The sequence below is a fragment of the Listeria immobilis genome (assembly GCF_014322845.1).
GTDB classification, from domain to species: Bacteria; Bacillota; Bacilli; order Lactobacillales; family Listeriaceae; genus Listeria; species Listeria immobilis.
This window is the reverse complement of sequence record NZ_JAASUA010000017.1, coordinates 1-13,831: the sequence shown is the minus strand read 5'-3', so window position 1 is coordinate 13,831 and position 13,831 is coordinate 1. Positions and strand designations below refer to the sequence as shown.

Genomic DNA, 13,831 nt, shown 5'->3' with positions numbered 1-13,831 from the left:
GGTTGAAATTTGCTCGTTTGCCATACGTTTGCCATACCATTTACAGGCTATTTTTCGCTTTTTTCACAAACTCGGCCTAAAAAAATGAATTTGCCATAAATTTGCCAGCATATCTACGTAAAAATGGAATGATTTGCCATACATTTGCCAGCTCTTTTTTCTGTTTGCCATACATTTGCCATACACATGCCAGCTATTTGCCAGTTAAAAAGAACGAAAAAAAGGGTTTTTATGCTGGATAATCATTTAACCATTCTTCCAATTTTCCTTTACGAGCATCTAATTATTTTATACCTAACTTTGTTTCCTGCACTTTGGATTCCATTTTTCCTTGCTCTGTTGGATATTCTTTATCTACATGTAACTATTTACTTTGTTCATCCTAGTGAGTAACATCTTCATTGGATATATAATAAAGTAGAAAGAATTTTTGATAGTATACTGTCTATAAGTAGACACAAAATCGAGATACAAAACAAACTCACTTGTTTTTAATCCCTTGAGGACATCTGGATGTATTTTGAACACAGATACTTCTCTTCTTGTACCTTTATCTCTCTTCCAACTCGTGCTATTGACATTACCGTAACCGTCTTCTTGTTGTGTCACTTCGGTTAATTCAATCCCCGTAAATGTTCCCAATAGTTTGGCTGCATACTCTACTTCTCCTAGTTCATTCATCCGGCCAATGAAAAAAGTATTGGCATTTCCGATTAATAATTTATCCATTTTTTCATGCTTCAAGATTAAATCGGTGATCGTTTGGGGAGAAAATAATGTATGAATACCTGCACTACGTGTCTTATTAACGGTATCCATAAAGTTCTCCGATAGATACGTAGAAGGTTCATCACAAAATAAAAAGGAGGATTTTTGTTGTCCATTTCCACCTTCTCTTCCGGCATTTTTTACAGCACTTTTATAGCGATACGATGCCCAAAAATTGATTTCTCCAATGAAAAAGTGAGCCAATGCTTCGATAAATTCTTTATAAATCAACCCATCTAAGCCCACACCCATGTCATTATTCGTGTCTACTTCCAACAAATCGAGTTCGTTTCCATCACCTGAACTCGTATCAAACAAATAACCAATTTCACTTTTTAATAATAAATCGACTTACTTCTTAGATTATCTGCTTGTAAATATAGCTAAAATATTCCTTCTTTACTTGCTTCGTAACTCTCCAGCTGTTTATGCTAATCTAGAATAAAAGAAGAGATATTTTTAATCAAATAATAACCGAATTTGATACCTGTTTTGCTATTAGAAGTTTTAAAAAAACTTCTAATAGCAAAACAAAAAGATTTCTCTCTCCAATAAATATCGCATATTAACAAAATTTCTTGTCACTCTTAATTGAAACAACCAAATTATTATTCGATATGAAATGGATTTTGAACGTGTTGTTGTCGAATAATATCTGCCATTACATCTGTGTTCATTTCAATCACTTTTAATGTTTTGGATAATAATATTTGTTCGAGATTTGGCGTGTCCTCTCTCCAATAACGCCGAACAATTTTTTGTAGCTCTTCTCGTAAAAAAGCATCACGACTTTTGTAGCCTTGTCTTTTAGCAATGATTGCTAAATTTTCCACAACATCAAATGATACATTATTTATTTTGATATCCGGCATGCTTTTACACCCTCCTTTCCTGCCCTTAAAAAGTAACGTTTATATTTTGTAAATTCGAAAATTGAATCGATATATCCATACGTTTTTTGACTATCCAACGCATTAAAATTTTACCCTTTTTTCTATACTGTCTCAGATAAAGTGCAACCATCTTTTTCTTCTTGAAACCATTATGTTTTTATTATCTCTAATAGATAATTCTTGTTCTGTTTATCCATTTTCACTTGCACTTTTTTCGGTTACTTTAATAGTTACTCACGCATGTACAATTAGTTTTTTCTTTTATAATTTGATGAAGTTCTTTCTTCTTTTGTTAGTCAGCTCGTTCCATTTTCCATCTCCTTTTTACATAACATTTCGTTCCTAAGTGTGCTATTTGGCGACCAAAAGGTCACAAAATAGAGCTTTCTATCGACCAGCGATAGAAAGCAGGATAAGAAGGCAGTGCCCCCAAAAACATGGGGGGCTAGGCAGTACCTAGCCTGCGAGCAGTCCCAAGTCAAGGTCATTCCACCGTGTAAACACTGTGCTTTTTATCAAGGAACCGTGCTTACACCACCCCTTATTTACTTAATTACCGTGGTACCACCGTGCTCAAATGATTAAATCCACCGTGGCACCACCCCCTCATTTTTCGTCTAGCAGTGTAAGCACGGTGCTTTTTACCGTGCTTACACAGTGCTTTTTCACCTGTTAATTTTCACTTTTTTCGCCTTTTTAATCTTGTTTTTGCAATGAAAGTTTCTTCATTTTCTCTTCTAATTCTGCTTTTTTATCTTTTGTTTCGTGATATCTATTTCAAATTGATCTATATTTGATTGTAACTGATGGATCTTATCTTCGGTCTTTTCCATCTCTGATTCCGTTTGATATCTTTCTGCTTTTTGAAAATCAGCAATATCTTTTTTCACACGTTCTTCATCCTTTTTCACTTGTTTAATGTACATATCAATATCTCGAATTAGTGTTTGAGACTCTTGAATTTCCAAGTCTGTATATTGAATAATATAGGCTGATTCTATTTTAGGATGAAGCTTAGAAGAGGTTCTTGTTTTGGAATGATTTAAGACCCATAGGTCTTGATAAATAGTTGTTCCATCTGCTTTTTTCTCTTTATTTTCTCCACCTAAAAGATTACTAACATCCACATCTATTTGCTTATTTTCTGGTGTTACAATAAGACCTACATCAATATAAATAACACTCCAATCCTCTGGCACATTTTTCGCACTAAGCACATAATATTGATCGGTGACATGTAAAAATTGATGTAATAAACGCGTTTTTTGTTTACCCTCTGTTACGATTGTTTCTAATTTTTCGTTTAATAAAATCGACTCACTTTTCGCTTGAATTAAGACTTCTAAATAATGATTATTTGGATTATAGTGTCGAGAAATCATCTGAACAGTTATTGAATTTAAATTTAATTCGCTACTCACTCCAGTGCCACTATCTGCATCTAAACTTTCTTGATAGGTAATTATTTTAAACCCTAAAAAACCAAAACAAAGTATAGTAATAACAGCTGTAATATAATAAAAATATTTTGTTTTTCCATCTAGATAACTAGCTTTTTCTCGTCGCTTTTCATCCTTTATTAAGTAACCACTGATAATTTACTGTAACTGCAAAAAATTCCAATTTATATACTAACCTTAACCTAATTCTATTCGTTTATTTAATAACACTGTTAACCATATAATTAAGTCTATATAATTTATTTGATTAGCAATCTCACGCATAAAAACAAGAAGTGCAAGTAAAAAGAATTAAATGATTAGGCAATTGATACTGTTTAATTTAACTTGATTCAAAGTGGATTGATTTGCTTCTATACCAATCGTTTTGTCCACTCTTGGCATTTATTTGCAATGTTCGATTTTTGTGTTGAAACAAGCTTATATTGCCTTGTAATTCATCATTATTTTGAGTAATGCTAGTTAATACTTTTTGTACGCCTGGAGAATGACTCGCAACAAATTGAGCATAGTCTTTTGATTGCTTTCCTTTTGTCTGTATTGCTGCTTTAATCGCAACTTTCAAAATAATTGTTTGTGTCGATAAAAGGGTCACTGCATTTCTCCCCTGCCCTTCAACTTTTTTCACAATCTTTGTAGATTTCTGTAGTAGTCTTTTAAAACTTGCAATTGGTACACCTATTTCTTCTGCTAATGCTTTTTGATTCATCCCATCGAGAAAAGTTTGTCCAAACTTAATTTTTTCCTCGATGAAATGAATAACATCCCTTTCCCATTCGTAAACGTGCGAATATTGACGGTCCTTTCTGGCTTTTCTATGTTTTTTAAACTCCCGGTAACCGGACGATTTAAATTTAAATGCGTTAGAATGCTTCCTTTCGTCATCAATATCTTGATCACTGAAGAGTAAATCAATTTTGCTTTTTTTTGGTCCTTTGTATTTTCCAGAAAATGCACTAGATATACACTTTTCCACTTCAGCATTTCGTAAAGGCTTGATTAAGTTTGAATTAAATTCATCAAGGATATCACAAGCTTCATTTTCTGTTTTTCCAGCTGCATACAAAGCAAGTGCAAGCCCAAAAGTTGCGTGATTACGCCCTTTTCGACCATCTCCACCCTCTAAATTAGTTTTATTAATAAGTTGATTAAACCATTTTGCTTGTGTTGGATCGTACTTCATATCCTTTTTCCCACCATCGATAGCGATTAAATCATTATTATTTTTAGTATACGTCATCGACCACTCTTTTAAATCCAAAAAGGAATAAGTTTGTTCCTGATTAAAGTAGACTACATTATCTGGCCGTGGAATCCTGAAGAATGCAAAATCATTGCATCCAATATCAATTCCAGGAATATGTTTTAATAGCGATTTTTTGATATTTTCAGAAATGCGCTTAGCAACCTTCAGACTCTTAAATTGATTTTTATTGCTTATATAAGCAGATTCGGAAAGCACAAAATAAGCTTGGAATCCTTTCGTTGTTTTTAGGATTAGTGTTGGTGTTCCAACAGAATAAGTTGCTGAAGCTGCTAAAATACCCGGAACATCTACACCGACTTGTGTATCAATATCTACTACAAAAGTATTCACTTGTTGCAAGTTATTTTCTCGATGACCACAAATCAACGTTCGTGCATCATCTGTATAACTACCAAACCGGAATTGATTAGGTGTCCAGTGAGTTAAGTCAGTAGCATTGGAAATTAAGGTTTCTTTACTTGTTATTATATAGCCTTTCACACCATTTTGTGTGCTTAAGTCCTCTTTTTTCCTTGTGACAAAGTGTATACCTTTCCGCTGGCCAGATTCTTTTTCAAAATCTTGTATAACTTTTCGACTTGACATATCCGCCCGACTTCCACATCTTTTAAATGTATCTGTGTTATCGTGAGTTATTAAATCAATCGCCTTCCAAAATGCTTGATTATACATGCACTTTCCTCCCTCTTTATATTTTTCCGTACAAAAAAACAGCTAATCCACCATTCATCAACGAATAGAGATTGCTGTTACCAATCTATAAATTCGCATCGAAGAAACCAATGTGTTTCCAGATGCTTTCAAAGTATACAAAAAGCTTTTTAAGCATTGCTAAATAAGCCTTTTTATGTTATAATTTTTTTACAGTTTATAAAAGAATTATAGTTTGAAAGGTGTCGTATGGATTCACATATTTGGTCGTATGTGGATTGTAGAAAATGTATTGGTAGTACATTTTCTAGCGATTCCTTTTTTTATTATTTTAACAATACAACAATATTTATTTTTTGTAAAACGTATTTTTGAAATGAAAATTTCAAAATCTCAAAAAATATCTACCAATCTACCAATCTACCAATCTACAAGTAGATTGGTAGATTGGCAGATTGGTAGATTGGTATTCAAGGTGATTATTACCATTGTGGTAGAGCCGAAAATCATAAAATCTTAGTCTACAAATATACACATCTGCATCTCTATATGTAGATGCGTATATTTGTAGACATGTATATTTGTATGCAAATATACATGTAGACGATTTATAAATATATTGATTGAAGCCTTGTAAAACATGTGTTATTATTAAGACAAATAGAATCTACATGTAGATTCGTATACTTACAAAATTTTGAAGGTGGGATATTATGGCAAAAGTAATAACATTTGGAAACTTTAAGGGTGGTACTGGTAAGACTACTAATAGTGCAATGATTGGTCATGAATTAGCTCGACAAGGTCACAAAGTTCTTCTAATAGATTTAGATCCCCAGGCAAACGCAACTGCTTTATATTTACTAACCAAACAGAGAATAGAGGATCAAGTTGTAACATTCGATAAAACATTAATGTCAGCTATAGCCGATGAAAACCTAGAAGACATTGTATTAAAAATAAAAGAAAATTTATATTTATTACCTAGTTTCGCTGATTTTACATCTTATCCATTATTTCTAGAAAAAAAATTCCCTAATAATCAATTTGATAGAGTAGCATACTTTTCTAAATTAATTGACCCCTTAAAAAATCAATTTGATTTTATTTTGATTGATGTTCCGCCTACTTTATCATCATATACGGATTCTGCTTTATATAGTAGCGATTATACAATTATAGTGTTACAAACACACGAAAGAAGCCTTGTAGGCGCTGAAGCATACGTAAAATATTTACAAGAATTAATTGATAATTACCATGCTGACTTTGACATTCTAGGTGTCTTACCAGTTTTACTTAAAAATAACGCTGCCGTTGATATTTCTACACTTGAAAATGCAAAAGAAAGTTTTGGAGAACAAAACTTATTCAAAACCGTAGTAAAAAATATGGAGCGCCTTAAAAGATACGATTTAATTGGTATTGTTGATTCTGAAATTGATACTTCCGCAGATATGCACGATAAACGTGTGCTAAATCTATACAAAAATGTTACTGACGAATTACTAGAACGACTTCGAGCGAAAGGTGGAATTGAAAATGAGTGATTCTAGAAAGCAACTTTTAAACAGACCCAAGACTATCGAACGTTCTAAACAAATTGAACCAAATTCTTCATTTGCAAGAAATAGTATTTTCACAGCTAATGAAGAAAAAAATACAGAAAGAAATGTTAAAAAAGCTATTGAGAAAACTACAACTGCACGGGTAAGCTATAGAAATAAGGATAGAATAAATGCTCTAGTAGCCCTCAAAGGATTAGACTCAGTGGATGAATTACTTGATGTCCTCCTTGATGAACACGAATCAGTTTTGACTACAGATGAAAAAAGAGAACTAAGAACTATGGTATCGATTTACGAGAAAAAAAGAAGTAGATGAGTATACATGTAGATATGTATACATAATACAAAGGCATAAGAGAGTATGGGACATAAATCCTAGTAAGCAGAATAATGGATTTGAGAATTTCTTTTTAAGAGAAATAATCAAATCCATTTTTTAATACACAACAAAGACCACCTTTGTTAGAATAAAGGTGGCAAAGCACCAAACTAATGAAGTGATCTTTTTGTATAAAAATTATAACCATAAACCAACTGCCCCCGGCCTTTTTTCATACTGATCAAGGTTCCCCATGTATCTCTTTAGAATTCAGAAAATACAAGGAGGAACTGAACCATCGTAACTTTTCTTCAAAACAAGAAGTACATCTTTCTTGTTTTGAATATATCGAAGGCCTTTACAATACCCCACGACTTCATGGAACATTAAACATGCTTACTCCCAACGAAAAGGAGGAAAAATACTTTGAAAATCTTTAAATATCTACTCCTTTTGTGTCTACTTTATTGACAATCATCCAATAGGACAGGTACTAATAAAGTAATCAGCAAAATAAGTGATATAAAAAGTCATAGCCATAATATAAAATCCTTACATCGGTTAAAATATACACAAAAATTAATAAAATATTGGATTTGTTTGTTTTTTTGTCACAAATAAAAAATGCCCGTTTGATATAATTTTACTGAAAGATAAATAATAGGAGGGGAAAGAATGAAAAAAGTTTTTTTAGGGATGGGTATATTATTATGTGTCTTGTTATTAACTGGATGTGGAAAATCAGATTTGACTGATTATATTCAACTATCGTATTCAGGTATAGATACAAAAGGAAGTGCAGATTATTCAGTGAATGATACGGAAATGATAGAAGACATCTATGGTATTAATCTAGATAATGAAATGCCAGATGACAAGATGCAGAAAAAAATTCAAAACTTATTAGAATCTTATAAAGTGACATTAAGTAAAACGAAAAACTTGTCAAATGGAGATAAAGTTGAAGTTTCTGTTAGTGTAGACTCAGAAAAAGGAGAGAAATTAAAAAATAATGTTACCAAAACTTTTACGGTTTCAGGTTTAGAAAAAGGGAAAAAATTAGGTAACAAAGATTTAAAAAAAGATGTAGTATTGAACTTTGAAGGCGCAAGTGGAAAAGGAACAGCGAAAATTGAAACAACTTTTGATGATTCAATTGGACTTACAAGTGAGGATTTCGTTATTAAGAATAATGGTAAATTGAAAAATGGGGATACAGCATTAGTTAAATTTGATAAGGGTGTCTCTGATTTTTTATCTGAAAATGGATATTTATTGTCAGGAAGTGGGGAGTTGGATTACCAAGTATCAGGTTTAGATGTTGTAGCAGAGAAAGCTTTGGACATAAAAAATTTAGATGATGTAAAACGTATGATAACCGAAGAAGTTAACAGAAATTATAAAAGTTCTTCAGCAAATGATATTTTCAAAACTACTTATATTATTAAATTAGAGGGACTATATTATCGCCAGTTTTATAAAAATGTGACAGATGATAATAATAGTTATGAGTATTCATATTCTAGCTGGCAAAATGAAGATGAAAATGGTTCTCTTTTAGGACTTTATTCAATTAGTGAAGATACCGAATTTAATAACGAGATTAAAAAATTTACTGCAGTGACGGGATTTAGTAATTTAATTTTAGATGATTCAGGGAAAGTTAATTTATCTGAAATGAATGAAATGAGTATGGAATATGATGATACATACTCATTAGCAACTGTAAAAAACTTGTTAGAAGGTTATGGTTATAATAGTGTTAAATGAGGAAAAGTATAGTGTCTGCGGTAAATATAGTTGTTGTTAATAAATGGGGAGTCAATTTAGAAATGAATAACAACACTTTTGATTAGACTGCTTATTTTCCTAAGTTAATGAGAAACTGAAAGTAATATACAATGCTAAAAAAACATTATTATATAATAAACACCTCACAATAAAAAGGGCACTGTCACTAAAAAATGAGAATAAAAGAAAAACACTTTCGTTGAATTCATGTAAAATGAAATTAATGGAGGTGTTTTTTGTGAGTACAAGAGTTATGTGTCCAGTAGAAATAAAAAAAGAAGCAATTAAAATGAAGTTAGCTGGTAAAGCAACCAAAGAAATTATGGACGCTTTAAATATCAAACATCCAACACAAATGAAAATTTGGTGGCGCTGGTATAGAAATGGAGTTTACTCCACAATGACCAAGACTCCGTGTACACTTCCTATGAGTATTATCAATGTTGACAAAAGAAAAACGTTATCCGTAGTATCCCCCGAAAAGGGACATCCGCAGATAACGCTCCCATTGAATGTTTCCATTTCTCGCTAAAATATGAAACATTCTACCTTCATAAAGCGTATAAATACACTAAATCCATTATATCCAAATCGTAAAAAATTATACTAAATATGATGATGAAAAAAGAATTCTACAAAAATTATGCTACCAGTCTCCCGTTAATTTCAGGAAACAAGCAGTCTAATCAAAAGTGTTGTTATTCAATTCCCACTTTTCCATGTCAGTGCAAATTTTCAGTTGGTTGGTTTTCATTCTTTTGAAAAATAACTTTTACTGTTTCTAATAATTTTGTGAGGAAAGGGTCCGATACAGTTTCAATATAATTATATTGACGAGCATTATAATCAATGGTAATCAATTGATCGAGCAAAACTTTCCCAGTTGTCTCTGTGCCTTTTAAAGGTACATATAATGGGTAAGATCTCAACGTATTGCTAATAGGAGCAAAGATTGCAATATTTGCATAATCACTTACTAAGTGGTGACTAAGACAGATATAAGGGCGATAGCCTTGTTGCTCATGTCCTTTTTTAGGATTCAAATTAATCTTAATGATGTCACCCTGCCTTACCATTTCTCATCACCAGTTGGTTCGAATTCCTGAAGCTTCGTATAGAAAGGCTCCCCATCGTAGTTTGCAAACAAGTCTTCAATAGTCAAGTCAGCAGTGGTTTTGGTAAGAATCATTTGATTCTCCACAACTTCAATTTTAAGGTTGTCATCCTCATGAATATCTAAAGCATTTAAAATATTATTAGGGAGTCGAACAGCTTTACTATTCCCCCATTTTTTAATACTAACAGTGGTCATGAAAATCTCCTCCTTTTCTTATATAAATATTATAGCACGAAGTATATACAATGTATATACTTCGTGCTATGGAAATTTGGCTCATTTAATTAATGATACTACATCAAAATTATAAAAACTCCGCTTTTAAAATATAAACTTAGCTACTGTTTTGGTTTCATATTCTATGAATTTTTATTCGAGTAGAGGAAAGTATTCAGTTCCATTTTAATCTATAAAGTTACTTATAAATTGGTGATGTAACAGTAACATAATATATTACTATTACAAATACTTAGTATCAATTATTAATACTAAGTTGAAAATGGCTATCATTCCATCTTTTAATTCATGGCAGTTTGTAATGCTTCTATGAGCATTGCATTACAAGACTCAAATATTTCCATTATTTCTCCACTTGGTTTATCTAACAGTTGGAATTCATTTACTTCAGAGTCCCATATATACCAAGAAGTATCATCATCACCAAAAACAAGTATTTTTGATATTGTATCACATCATGCCAGATTTTATTCTTCTCAATAATATCTAAATTATCATTTTGCGTATTCACTCCATATAAAAATAGCCCATTATGCTGTAATGAATTGACTTTATTCAAAAATTGACTATAACTTTCGATAGGTATATCTTTCCCAAATAAGTCAGTAGACCAATTTTTTAAAATTTCTTGCTCTTCTATGGTTACAGGCGCAGGAAGTATTTCATCATACTTTGCTTCTATTTCCGCAATATCATTTATTAATTTCTCTATCATATTAACACCTCTATTAGCCAGGTAGTGCTGTTTCTAATGCCTCCATTAAAAGATTTTTTAAATTATCATATTCTTCAAATACATCTCCACTGGTTTTATATCTAAAACTGCATATTTTTTATCATATTCCATACAAAAAATGAAATACTATCTTCCCCTTGTTTATGCTTTTAAATTATAAGAGAGATCAACTACAAATACTTTGTTCCTTTTATTACCAATCTTGATAGTTGTAATTGTACCGATGTGTATCCTATCTAAATCTCAATAGGGCAGGTACCAGTTATAAATTCCACCCTGGATATGGCCTTTTTTCATAAAGGAAATATGAATTACATTGTAATTCTCTCTAACAAAAACTAGCTCATTCATAAAATCCTTCCTTTCACTGAGTATGAAATCCCCCTTAGAAGTCACTATCTTGTAGACATATCGCTATGTAGTGTATTACATAAAAACTAAGTTTAAGAATAACTAATAAACTTCTCAAGTTCATTACACACCCCATTATTTGAAGTTAACTTCAAATAATGATAAAATACTTACTAAATAGAAGTTTACAAGAACGGAGATGCTCAAATGTTTCAAAGACCTAATTATCTTAAACAGCTTATTCAATTTAAAGATTCAGATTTCATAAAAGTTATCACAGGTGTTCGTCGCTCGGGGAAGTCAGTCTTATTAATGCTTTATAAAGAATACTTACTGCAAGAAGGAGTAAAAGAAGATCATATTATCTACATGAACTTTGAAAGTTTTGACTATCAGACTATAACCACTGAAGAAAATTTTCGACAAAAATTAAATGCACTACTTCCAGAAGATTCTAACAAAATTTATTTGTTATTTGATGAAATTCAAGTTGTGGAAGGCTGGCAGCGTATTATTAATGGTATTCGTGTAAGCTTCAATAGTGATATAAGCATCACAGGATCAAATGCCAATATGCTTTCAGGTGAACTAGCAACACTTTTAAGCGGTAGGTATATCGAAATCCCTATTTATCCACTCTCTTTTTCCGAGTTTCTAGATGTAAAAGGCATTGAATCTAGTTCTCGAAAAGTAGATAATGCTTATGATGAGTTTGAAAAATATGGTGGTTTTCCAAGTGTTGTTATTGCAGAGGAATCCATTAAAGATACTATTTTATCCGGAATTTTTGACACCATTGTTTTAAATGATGTTGCATTAAGAGCAGGCGTAAAAGATCCCACTACTTTAAAATCAATTATTCGTTTTTTAGCAGATAATGTTGGACAATTAGTAAATGCTTCTAAAATTGTAAATACCTTAAAAAGTGAAGGAGTGGTTACTACTGTCCACACAGTAAATCGTTATCTAGATTTACTAGAAAATGGTTATCTATTTTATAGAGCAAAACAATATGATATTCGTGGACGAGAATATCTTAGAACAAATGGTAAATACTTCATAGTAGATACAGGTCTGAGAAGGAATGCCGTCGGAAGAAAAGATGGTAATTATAGTAATCGCTTAGAAAATATTGTTTATATAGAATTACTGCGTAGAGGGTACACAGTTGACGTCGGTAAGCTTGACAATAAAGAAATAGACTTTGTTGCAAGAAAGCTAGATGAAACATTGTATATCCAAGTATCATATGAATTACCGGCTAATATGCATGAGACTGATAATCTTTTAAATATTAAAGATAATTACAAAAAGATAGTCGTTACAGGTAGATATTATGAAACAACTCAAATAGATGGAATTCCTATCGAATATATTGTTGATTGGTTATTATCAAGAGGATAGAGACAGGTACAAAGTAAATTAGTATAAAAATACTTTCTAGTTTACATAAGATTTATTATGGGGAGTTACTTGTAATTTGATAGTTACTATATAAATAAAAGTAAATTGATTTATAAATACACCTATAAGCATACGTATGTTTATAGGTGTATTTATATTAACCTCTGCGCTCTCCAACCATTCCAGAACTTTAAGCCAGTTGCTCCAGTCAAAAGACTGCTTGCATACACCATCGACTTAAATACATATCTTGCTCGTACTTGTAATACATTATAATAAACTTATCTGCATAGCCTTTTCTATTAATTCACTTATATTATTAAACTCTTCTTCTACTTCTCCTCCAGGTTTATCTAATATTTGAAAAATGTTCATTTCTGAGTCCCATACATACCAACTAATGCTATCTTCTCCCAAAAAAAGATACTTTTTATTCCATTCATTTTCATGCCAAATTCCATTATTCTCTACTAAGTCAATATCTTCTTCAGTATCAAACCCATATAAAAATAATCCATTGAAATTTAAACCATTCGTATATACTAAAAATGAATTTATATATTGGTCAGCGACAGTAGACTCTCCAAATTTTGTAATTATCCAGCTTTCAAATTTTTTTATTTTTTCATTCGAAATTTTGTTTGGTAGCCTCTCATCAAATTCTTCCCCTTGCTTTTCTATATCTCTTATTAAATTTATAATCATTTTTTTCTCCTTTACTTTAATGGTGGTTAGATAATAACTTTTGGAATAGAAAATAAATTCTTAACGCTTATGATAAAGCAGTACATAAAGCCTCTTCCATTAAATCATCCAGATTTTTATATACCTCTATAATTTCTCCACCTGGTTTATCAATTAACTGAACTTCCTCACTTTCTCTATTCCAAACATACCATGATAAATCGTCATGCCCAAAAAACAAGTACTTTTTTTGTATTTCGATTTCATGCCATGCATCATTGTTATACATGATATCTAGCCTATAATCCGTTGGTTTGATTCCATACAAATACAACCCGTTATAGTTCACACCGTTTACATTTGTAATAAAATTTGTATACTCCTTTACAGATGCTTTTTCACCAAATAATTTCAACACCCACTCTTTAAAATACTGAATATCCCTATCATCTGTATTCTTGTTAATATCTAATTGATAAAACTCTTGAAGATTTTTATCTAATTGTTGTTGTTTATGCTAATTTAAAAAGGGGCCACTTTTTATAGGTGCGATGGTTGAAAAAGGGACCACTACTAACTCACAAT

Annotated in this window: 13 protein-coding genes and 2 pseudogenes; 6 read left to right on the top strand and 9 right to left on the bottom strand. The window is 31.5% G+C overall.

Features of this window, described 5'->3' with window-relative positions:
• Positions 1 to 354: 354 nt before the first annotated feature.
• The 4 genes from HCJ45_RS14495 to HCJ45_RS14480 form a co-directional block, all read right to left on the bottom strand.
• Positions 355 to 1,086, bottom strand: coding sequence for a TraM recognition domain-containing protein (locus tag HCJ45_RS14495; protein WP_185398366.1), 732 nt, complete (start codon positions 1,084 to 1,086; stop codon positions 355 to 357).
• 290 nt (positions 1,087 to 1,376) lie between these two features.
• Positions 1,377 to 1,640 (bottom strand): hypothetical protein, encoded by a 264-nt coding sequence (locus tag HCJ45_RS14490; RefSeq protein WP_185398367.1) that lies wholly within the window; start codon positions 1,638 to 1,640, stop codon positions 1,377 to 1,379.
• A 758-nt stretch (positions 1,641 to 2,398) separates the two neighbouring features.
• The gene (locus HCJ45_RS14485) at positions 2,399 to 3,082 is read right to left on the bottom strand and encodes a hypothetical protein (protein ID WP_185398368.1); all 684 of its coding nucleotides are present in this window, start codon (positions 3,080 to 3,082) and stop codon (positions 2,399 to 2,401) included.
• A gap of 361 nt (positions 3,083 to 3,443) precedes the next feature.
• Positions 3,444 to 5,060 (bottom strand): primase C-terminal domain-containing protein, encoded by a 1,617-nt coding sequence (locus HCJ45_RS14480; RefSeq protein ID WP_185398369.1) that lies wholly within the window; start codon positions 5,058 to 5,060, stop codon positions 3,444 to 3,446.
• Positions 5,061 to 5,752: 692 nt separating this feature from the next.
• Here HCJ45_RS14480 and HCJ45_RS14475 point away from each other — a divergent pair.
• The 5 genes and pseudogenes from HCJ45_RS14475 to HCJ45_RS14450 form a co-directional block, all read left to right on the top strand.
• Complete coding sequence (locus tag HCJ45_RS14475) at positions 5,753 to 6,589, top strand: ParA family protein (RefSeq protein ID WP_185398371.1); 837 nt, start codon at positions 5,753 to 5,755, stop codon at positions 6,587 to 6,589.
• Positions 6,582 to 6,923, top strand: a complete 342-nt coding sequence (locus HCJ45_RS14470; RefSeq protein WP_185398372.1) for a hypothetical protein — start codon at positions 6,582 to 6,584, stop codon at positions 6,921 to 6,923. Before HCJ45_RS14475 ends, HCJ45_RS14470 begins: the two co-directional genes overlap by 8 nt.
• Positions 6,924 to 7,117: 194 nt before the next feature.
• Positions 7,118 to 7,366 carry an IS3 family transposase gene (locus HCJ45_RS15200; RefSeq protein ID WP_185398380.1) on the top strand — a complete coding sequence of 83 codons (249 nt, stop codon included), beginning with the start codon at positions 7,118 to 7,120 and terminating at the stop codon, positions 7,364 to 7,366.
• A gap of 235 nt (positions 7,367 to 7,601) precedes the next feature.
• Positions 7,602 to 8,696: a hypothetical protein gene (locus HCJ45_RS14460; RefSeq protein ID WP_185398373.1), complete on the top strand. Its 1,095-nt coding sequence runs from the start codon at positions 7,602 to 7,604 to the stop codon at positions 8,694 to 8,696.
• Between the two features lie 408 nt (positions 8,697 to 9,104).
• Positions 9,105 to 9,403, top strand: a pseudogene (locus HCJ45_RS14450) (IS3-like element ISLmo1 family transposase); the annotation flags it as partial.
• Between the two features lie 36 nt (positions 9,404 to 9,439).
• Here HCJ45_RS14450 and HCJ45_RS14445 read toward each other — a convergent pair.
• From HCJ45_RS14445 to HCJ45_RS14435, 3 genes are all read right to left on the bottom strand, one after another.
• A complete protein-coding gene (locus HCJ45_RS14445) occupies positions 9,440 to 9,793 on the bottom strand; it encodes a type II toxin-antitoxin system PemK/MazF family toxin (RefSeq protein ID WP_185398374.1) in 354 nt (117 codons plus the stop codon).
• Entirely contained in the window at positions 9,787 to 10,029 is a 243-nt protein-coding gene (locus HCJ45_RS14440; RefSeq protein ID WP_185398375.1) for an AbrB/MazE/SpoVT family DNA-binding domain-containing protein, read from the bottom strand. Before HCJ45_RS14440 ends, HCJ45_RS14445 begins: the two co-directional genes overlap by 7 nt.
• A gap of 424 nt (positions 10,030 to 10,453) precedes the next feature.
• Entirely contained in the window at positions 10,454 to 10,786 is a 333-nt protein-coding gene (locus tag HCJ45_RS14435; protein ID WP_185398376.1) for a YrhA family protein, read from the bottom strand.
• Positions 10,787 to 11,365: 579 nt separating this feature from the next.
• On the opposite strand from HCJ45_RS14435, the gene HCJ45_RS14430 reads away from it, so the two are divergent.
• Positions 11,366 to 12,562, top strand: coding sequence for an ATP-binding protein (locus HCJ45_RS14430; protein ID WP_185398377.1), 1,197 nt, complete (start codon positions 11,366 to 11,368; stop codon positions 12,560 to 12,562).
• Between the two features lie 270 nt (positions 12,563 to 12,832).
• Here the strand turns inward: HCJ45_RS14430 and HCJ45_RS14425 are convergent, their stop codons facing one another.
• Together HCJ45_RS14425 and HCJ45_RS14420 are read right to left on the bottom strand one after the other, a co-directional pair.
• A complete protein-coding gene (locus HCJ45_RS14425) occupies positions 12,833 to 13,267 on the bottom strand; it encodes a YrhA family protein (RefSeq protein WP_185398378.1) in 435 nt (144 codons plus the stop codon).
• Between the two features lie 67 nt (positions 13,268 to 13,334).
• Positions 13,335 to 13,727 (bottom strand): annotated as a pseudogene (locus HCJ45_RS14420) (YrhA family protein); the annotation flags it as partial.
• Positions 13,728 to 13,831 lie beyond the last annotated feature (104 nt).

Excerpts from the sequence above, each read along its gene's own strand:
- HCJ45_RS14425 (WP_185398378.1), bottom strand. The coding sequence starts at position 13,267 with ATGATTATAAATTTAATAAGAGATATAGAAAAGCAAGGGGAAGAATTT.
- HCJ45_RS14435 (WP_185398376.1), bottom strand. The coding sequence starts at position 10,786 with ATGATAGAGAAATTAATAAATGATATTGCGGAAATAGAAGCAAAGTAT.
- HCJ45_RS14460 (WP_185398373.1), top strand. The coding sequence starts at position 7,602 with ATGAAAAAAGTTTTTTTAGGGATGGGTATATTATTATGTGTCTTGTTA.
- HCJ45_RS14490 (WP_185398367.1), bottom strand. The coding sequence starts at position 1,640 with ATGCCGGATATCAAAATAAATAATGTATCATTTGATGTTGTGGAAAAT.
- HCJ45_RS14475 (WP_185398371.1), top strand. The coding sequence starts at position 5,753 with ATGGCAAAAGTAATAACATTTGGAAACTTTAAGGGTGGTACTGGTAAG.
- HCJ45_RS14440 (WP_185398375.1), bottom strand. The coding sequence starts at position 10,029 with ATGACCACTGTTAGTATTAAAAAATGGGGGAATAGTAAAGCTGTTCGA.
- HCJ45_RS14430 (WP_185398377.1), top strand. The coding sequence starts at position 11,366 with ATGTTTCAAAGACCTAATTATCTTAAACAGCTTATTCAATTTAAAGAT.
- HCJ45_RS14480 (WP_185398369.1), bottom strand. The coding sequence starts at position 5,060 with ATGTATAATCAAGCATTTTGGAAGGCGATTGATTTAATAACTCACGAT.
- HCJ45_RS14445 (WP_185398374.1), bottom strand. The coding sequence starts at position 9,793 with ATGGTAAGGCAGGGTGACATCATTAAGATTAATTTGAATCCTAAAAAA.
- HCJ45_RS14470 (WP_185398372.1), top strand. The coding sequence starts at position 6,582 with ATGAGTGATTCTAGAAAGCAACTTTTAAACAGACCCAAGACTATCGAA.